Raw genomic sequence first — 4989 nt, 5'->3', positions numbered from 1 at the left:
GGTCAGACCAGCGCCTTTCGTCGGCGGCCGAGACGCTCGCCGCCGCCCCTTCGGGCGTGCAGGATCTATGGTTCGCCCGCCTCTATCTGCTGAAGGCGCCGATCATCGTCGCGCTGGCGCTGTTCTGGCTGGTATCCGGCCTCACGCCGTTCCTGGCATTCGAGGCGGCGCGCAGCCATTTCGCAAGTTTCCTGCCTGGCCATGCCGCGGGCGCGATGGTGGCGGTGACGTGTCTTGCCGACATCGCACTGGGGCTTGCGGTGCTCTTCCGGCCCTGGGCGCGGCGCGCCCTGATCGGCATGCTGGTGCTGACGCTCGCCTACCTGCTTGCCGCTACATTCGCGGAGCCCGCGCTCTGGCGCGATCCGCTCGGCCCCCTCGTCAAAGTGGTGCCGTCGATCCTGCTGACGCTCGCGGCCCTCGCCACTCTGGACGAACGCTGATGGCGCTGGAAGATGGACTGCGGCTTGTCCATGTGCTCGGCGCGACGGTGCTGTTCGGCACCGGCATCGGCATCGCCTTCTTCATGGCGATGGCCGTCAGGACCCGCGACCCGCGCATCATCGCACATGTCGCCGGCATCGTGGTGATCGCCGACAGCATCTTCACGGCGACTGCCGTGGTGCTGCAGCCGCTGACGGGGTACGGGCTGGCGCGCGTCGTCGGCTGGCCGCTCAACGAAGGCTGGATCCTGCTGTCACTGGCGCTTTATGTGATCATCGGCCTGTTCTGGCTGCCGGTGGTCTGGATCCAGATCCGCTTGCGCGACATGGCCAAACACGCTGCGGCGGAAGCGACCGCCCTGCCACCAGGCTTCGACCGGCTCTACCGCGTCTGGTTCGCGTTCGGCTTTCCGGCTTTCTTCGCCGTGGTCGCCATCTTCTGGCTGATGCTGACCAAGCCCAGCATCACGCTTCTCGGCCTGAACTAAAGCGCCACTCAGGCGGCAGCCGGCTTGAAGCTCAGCGCCACGCCGTTGATGCAGTGGCGCAGACCGGTCGGCGGCGGGCCGTCGTCGAAGACATGGCCGAGATGGCCGCCGCAGCGGCGGCAATGCACCTCGGTGCGGGTCATGCCGAGCGACCGGTCTGCGGTCGTGCCGATGGCCTTGGGAATTTCCTGCCAGAAGCTCGGCCAACCGGTGCCGGAATCGAATTTGGTCTCCGAGGGATAGACCGGCAGGTCGCAGCCGGCGCAGGCGAAGATGCCCTTGCGGTGCTCGTCGAGCAGCGGGCTGGTGCCTGGATATTCGGTGCCTTCCTTGCGCAGCACATTGTAGGCCGCGTCGGACAGGATGGCGCGCCATTCGGCGTCGGTCTTGGTCACTTCGAAGGTCTCGGCGGCGCGGGCATTTGGCGCGCCACCAATGCGCAGCAAGGCAGCCGTGCCGGCCAGGACCGCGGCGGCCGCGGCGCCGCTCAGGAGAAGATCGCGACGGTTCATGGGACAATTCCTCCAATGCCGGTTTGCCAGATTTTCGCGCCAGGCGAAAATCAAAAGCGGTTGACGCCTCCCAACGAAAACTCCGCGCCGGCTCCACTTCACGTGGACGGCGCGGAGCAAGCGGTCAGTCGCACGGCCTACAGGAGAGGAGCCGCGCAACCGGGGAAGGCCTTTGCCATGTCTTCGCTGGCAGCGGCGTCTTTGTTACATCTTCGGCAGCAGCACCTTGTCGATGACGTGGATGACGCCGTTAGACTGCCGGACGTCGGCGATCGTGACATTGGCGACGTTGCCGTTCTCGTCGGTCACGGTGACCTTGCCCTTGTCGGCCTTGAGCGTCAGATCGCAGCCGCCGGCGGTCTTGACCTTGTGCGCGCCGCCATCGGCCTTGGCCATCTTGGCGACGTCAGCAGCCATCGCCTTGGCGGCGATGACGTGGCAGGTCAGGATCTTGGTGAGCTTGTCCTTGTTCTCGGGCTTGAGCAGCATCTCGACGGTGCCGGTGGGCAGCGCGGCGAAGGCCTCGTTGGTCGGCGCGAAGACGGTGAACGGGCCGGCGCCCTGCAGCGTGTCGACCAGGCCGGCGGCCTTGACGGCGGCGACCAGCGTGGTGTGGTCCTTCGAATTGACGGCATTCTCGATGATGTTCTTCTTGGCATACATAGGCGCGCCGCCGACCATCGGATTGGCGGCATAGGCGGCGGCACCGAGCGCGGAAAGACCAATAGTACCGGCGAGCAAAAGGGTGGCGAATTTACGCATGATTTCTATCTCCTCTGGATATCGTTGCCCGTCTTTGGGAACACCAGGAGATACGGGGCAGACTTGCGCGAGTTTCGCTCGGCTCTCAAAAATTTTTATCTGACCTTGCGCGGGACGAAATTACGCTGATGAGCACGCAGCCAGAAAGAAACTTCTCTCGCTCTAACCTCATGCAGGATAGATTTTGATTATTCTTTCAGGGAGGGCGCTCAATCCTCGAAGAGACTAGATGCCCTTCAGGTCGCCCGCGGCGACAACCGGCCCGGTCGGCTGGCCGGTCGGCGAGCCGCCGATGGGCTCGACGCTGACGGCGAGCACGGCGCCTTGCGCGAGCTTCTGCTCAACAGCAGGGGTGACGGCCATGTGCGTCGTCTGGCCGGCGGGAATGACGCCCATCGAAACCGGCGCGTTCTTGCCCTCGATCATCCACAGCTCGAAGTCCTTGCCGGCGGCACGCTCGCCGGAGACAAGGGAGAGACCGACATCGCGGCGCGCAGCGTCGTAGACGACGAGGTATTTGACGTCGCTGCCATCGGCCGCCAGCGATGCGACAAGCCGCTGCCGCGGCTCGACGACAGGCGGGTTGATGTATGGCAGGGCGATGGCGATCGCGAGCGCCGCGACGGCGGCGGCGGCGAGGCCGCGCCAGAAGGTGAGGCTCGACCAGAGGCCGGCGCGGGACTCTTGGGCGAACAGCCGGCGATCGATCGCCTCCTTGACCCTGATCGGAGGCTCGGTCTCCGGATAGGCGGCGGCCATCGGCGAAAGGTGAACCTCCCAGCGGTCGACAAGGCGCGCGAAAGCGGCGTCCGCCTCGATGCGGCGGGACGCGATCTGGCGTTCGTCCGCGGCCAGGACGCCAAGAACGTATTCGGCGGCGAACAGGTCGTCGCCTCCACGTTCCGGTCCGTTTTCCTCTGCCAGCGTCATCTTTCCAGGCATTCCCTGAGTTTCAACAGGCTGCGCCGCAGCCAGGTCCGCATCGTGTTCAGCGGCACGCCATGGCGCTCCGCCAGCTCGGCATAGCTTTCGCCGTTCAGATAGGCGCCCCGGACGGCCGCCGCCCGGTCCTTCTCCAACTCGTCGAGGCAATGGTAGATGCGCACGGATTCACCGCCCGCCACGGCCATGGCCTCCGGTCCCGGCGCCGGATCGGCCACGTCGAGCGCGGCGTCGATATAGGCGGCCGGCTCGCGCCGCACCCGAATGCGATCGATCGCATGATTGCGCGCAATAGCCACCAGCCAGGAAATCGGGCTTAGATCGGAGACCGCGAAACGATCCGCCTTCGTCCAGATCTTGACGAAGACCTCCTGAAGCGCTTCTTCCGCATCTCCCCTGTCCTTCAATACACGAAGGCAGACACCGAAAAGTTTCGCGCTGGTCTGCCGGTAGAGCAGATCGAACGCTGCCCGGTCCTTCATTGAAGTCCGGACGATCAGCTGGCTGATGTCCTGCGGCGCCATGGCGGCAAATTAGAGGATTGCGATTGATTTGCAACGGCGCAGGCAATGTTGTCTCGCTTAAGCTTGCGATGATCTTTGCGCGCACTCACGAAGCGCTCGGGCGCCGTTGCCAAGCAAATCGGCTGCCGCTAGCCTCCGGGCCGGCGGAGGACAGCGGCGATGTCGGTCGAACGGGTGCTGTGGGAAGAGGATGCGACCGGCCTGGCCGGCCTGGTGCGCAAGGGCGAGCTCTCGCCGCAGGAGCTTGTCGACGCAGCGATCGCGCGCGCCGAGGCGACGCGCCCCGACATCAATGCCATCGCCGAGCCGCTTTATGATGCGGCGCGGGCGCGCGCCAAGAGCGTCGACCGCGCGCTGCCGCTCGCCGGCGTGCCCTTCGCGCTGAAGGATCTCGGCATCGGCCTGAAGGGCGTGCCGATCCATGGCGGCAGCCGCATCCCGGCTTTCACCGCCGACTACAATTCGGTGATGGTCGAGCGCCATCTCGCCGCCGGCCTGATCCCGATCGCCACCACCACCTCGCCCGAGCACGGGCTGAGGCTGATGACGGAATCGGCGGCCTTCGGCATCACCCGCAATCCGTGGAATACCGGCCACACAACCGGCGGCTCGTCCGGGGGCGCCGCGGCACTGGTGGCTGCCGGCGTGGTGCCGGCGGCGCATGCCTCCGACGGCGGCGGCTCGATCCGGGTGCCCTCGGCCTGCAGCGGGCTGGTCGGCTTGAAGACCTCGCGCGGCCGCGTGCCGCTGACGCCGCTCACCAGCGAAAGCTGGTACGGCATGGTTGTCGACCACGCGGTCGCCCGCTCGGTGCGGGATTCGGCGCTGCTGCTCGACCTGACGCATGGGCCGGATCCGCTGTCGCCCTATGGCGCGCCCGCGCCGAAAGGCAGCTTCGCCGCCGCCGCGGCGCGCGATCCCGGCAAGCTCAGGCTCGCCGTCTACCGCAAGTCGCCGCTCGGCCTGCCGATTTCGGCCGAGACGCTGCAAGCGCTGGACACGGCTATCGCGTTGGCGCGCGAGGGCGGTCATACGGTCGACGAGATCGACCTGCCCTATATCGGGCGCGATTTCATGGCCGACTTCTGCAAGACGGTGACCTCGGCGGTGGCCGGCACGATGCGCGCCGAGGCGCTGCGCGTCGGCCGCTCCGTTGCCGGCGACATCGAGCGCGCCACGCGTGTCTTGAGCCGCTTCGGCGATATCATCCCGGCCGGCGAACTCTATGAGATCCTGCAGCGGCTCAATGCCACGTCGCGCCGGCTGATCGCCGAGACAGCCCAGTACGATGCGGTGCTGATGCCGATCATCGCACACC

At 66.5% G+C, this 4989-nt stretch carries 7 protein-coding genes; 3 read left to right on the top strand and 4 right to left on the bottom strand.

All coding sequences use genetic code 11. From position 1 onward, the window contains the following. Both EN745_RS29925 and EN745_RS29920 read left to right on the top strand, forming a co-directional pair. A partial coding sequence (locus tag EN745_RS29925; protein ID WP_189363198.1) for a DoxX-like family protein occupies positions 1-443 on the top strand: 443 nt, incomplete at its 5' end. After that, on the top strand, positions 443-931 hold the full coding sequence (locus EN745_RS29920) for a DUF2269 domain-containing protein (RefSeq protein WP_127422906.1): 489 nt from the start codon (positions 443-445) through the stop codon (positions 929-931). The genes EN745_RS29925 and EN745_RS29920, both read left to right, overlap by 1 nt. 8 nt (positions 932-939) lie before the next feature. Here the strand turns inward: EN745_RS29920 and msrB are convergent, their stop codons facing one another. The 4 genes from msrB to EN745_RS29900 all read right to left on the bottom strand — a co-directional run bounded on the left by msrB (position 940) and on the right by EN745_RS29900 (position 3671). Continuing rightward, the gene (gene msrB / locus EN745_RS29915) at positions 940-1443 is read right to left on the bottom strand and encodes a peptide-methionine (R)-S-oxide reductase MsrB (RefSeq protein ID WP_126057176.1); all 504 of its coding nucleotides are present in this window, start codon (positions 1441-1443) and stop codon (positions 940-942) included. A gap of 204 nt (positions 1444-1647) precedes the next feature. Next, positions 1648-2205: a fasciclin domain-containing protein gene (locus tag EN745_RS29910; protein ID WP_127422905.1), complete on the bottom strand. Its 558-nt coding sequence runs from the start codon at positions 2203-2205 to the stop codon at positions 1648-1650. Between the two features lie 225 nt (positions 2206-2430). Continuing rightward, positions 2431-3135: an anti-sigma factor gene (locus EN745_RS29905; RefSeq protein WP_126057178.1), complete on the bottom strand. Its 705-nt coding sequence runs from the start codon at positions 3133-3135 to the stop codon at positions 2431-2433. Further along, complete coding sequence (locus EN745_RS29900) at positions 3132-3671, bottom strand: sigma-70 family RNA polymerase sigma factor (protein WP_127422904.1); 540 nt, start codon at positions 3669-3671, stop codon at positions 3132-3134. Before EN745_RS29900 ends, EN745_RS29905 begins: the two co-directional genes overlap by 4 nt. 159 nt (positions 3672-3830) lie before the next feature. Between EN745_RS29900 and EN745_RS29895 the strand changes: the two genes are divergently transcribed. After that, positions 3831-4989: amidase (locus EN745_RS29895; RefSeq protein WP_145992208.1), on the top strand; the 1159-nt coding region annotated here is incomplete at its 3' end.

Origin of the sequence: Mesorhizobium sp. M4A.F.Ca.ET.022.05.2.1 (genome assembly GCF_003998845.1) — a bacterium.
GTDB lineage: Bacteria > Pseudomonadota > Alphaproteobacteria > Rhizobiales > Rhizobiaceae > Mesorhizobium.
The sequence above is the reverse complement of the archived record's forward strand: the minus strand, read 5'-3'. Positions and strand labels throughout refer to the sequence as shown.

Coding starts and splice junctions, on each gene's coding strand:
- EN745_RS29920 (WP_127422906.1), top strand. CDS start 443: ATGGCGCTGGAAGATGGACTGCGGCTTGTCCATGTGCTCGGCGCGACG.
- msrB (WP_126057176.1), bottom strand. CDS start 1,443: ATGAACCGTCGCGATCTTCTCCTGAGCGGCGCCGCGGCCGCCGCGGTC.
- EN745_RS29910 (WP_127422905.1), bottom strand. CDS start 2,205: ATGCGTAAATTCGCCACCCTTTTGCTCGCCGGTACTATTGGTCTTTCC.
- EN745_RS29905 (WP_126057178.1), bottom strand. CDS start 3,135: ATGACGCTGGCAGAGGAAAACGGACCGGAACGTGGAGGCGACGACCTG.
- EN745_RS29900 (WP_127422904.1), bottom strand. CDS start 3,671: ATGGCGCCGCAGGACATCAGCCAGCTGATCGTCCGGACTTCAATGAAG.